At 36.7% G+C, this 1,154-nt stretch carries 1 protein-coding gene; it reads right to left on the reverse strand.

The features are described 5' to 3' along the window. Positions 1-154 precede the first annotated feature (154 nt). Entirely contained in the window at positions 155-877 is a 723-nt protein-coding gene (locus WA352_RS21690) for a hypothetical protein (protein ID WP_005200956.1), read from the reverse strand. Positions 878-1,154 lie beyond the last annotated feature (277 nt).

Genomic DNA, 1,154 nt, shown 5'->3' on the forward strand with positions numbered 1-1,154 from the left:
TTAAATACGTAATCATTTCGGTATGCTCCGCAAGGCTGGAATAGTAAATACGGATACTAACCGCTGCTTAGCGATCAAGCAAAGAAAGTGCTACGATAGCTTTCACCTAGTAAAACTGTTGTACAACGTAAATCCTCCAACATCATTTGCTAGCTCATATACTTGATTGTCGGAAAAACCTTGGTGGTTTACCTCTATATTTTCTCTCTTCAAGCTCAATACATGCAAACATTCCTAGAGCGCTTAATAGTCCAGACACAACTACTGCGTATATACCGAGTCCTAAGCCGATAGAGATACTTAAATCAAATTTATCGTTAACTAGTTGAGGAAAGACTAAAAAAATAAAAGCACTCAAAGCAGCACCAACGAATAAACCCATTTTTCCTGCCTCAGCTCGTTCATGTCTCGTCGCTGAATATGCAACATCCGCATGACATACTCTACATACGGTTTGCTGATGTTCAACAAAAGAACGGCAATGCCCACAGATCCAACCGTCTTTTATAGGATATTCAACTGGTGATTTACCTTCTAGCTCTCGGCGGCTGTTTTCTTCTGATACTTGCTTCCATTCTAATAATAAGCTTACAGCGTAAACTTCCTCATCGTTATCAATAAGTTTTGCGCAGTTTTGGCAAAGCCAGATACCATTTGATATATGAGCCCTTTTGTCTTTCGTTAATAATGAATCAAAACGTGGACCACCTTCTGAAGCTCCAGTAATATGAGCAGCTACACCAATTCTTGTTGCCTTTTCCTCATTGGAGTTTGGTCCAGACGTCAGACATCTACATTCCGGATTAGAACAACGGTTTCCAACTCGTTCCTGTAATATTCTCTTTGATTCTTTATTAAAATCATCTCTACTATTCAAGAGTAAATTTCCTATAGATTAGAATTTTTTCCGAAAAACTCACTAAAGTTATAAAATCTAACTACTATATAACCCCAAATTAGATTAGCTTTTCATTTACATCAATATCAACCATTAGATTTATCTCATACCTATCTTTATGCTTTTAGTTATAAATAGAATAACTTTTCAACACTCATAAAAGTTAACCAATCAGGCCAATATTTTTAACACATTATGTTTTTTGTTCTTACTTTTCGTCCGCGCCATAAAAAACACCCCAACCTCTCTCGAGATT

It is taken from the genome of Acinetobacter sp. 102 (assembly GCF_037028485.1).
GTDB classification, from domain to species: domain Bacteria; phylum Pseudomonadota; class Gammaproteobacteria; order Pseudomonadales; family Moraxellaceae; genus Acinetobacter; species Acinetobacter higginsii.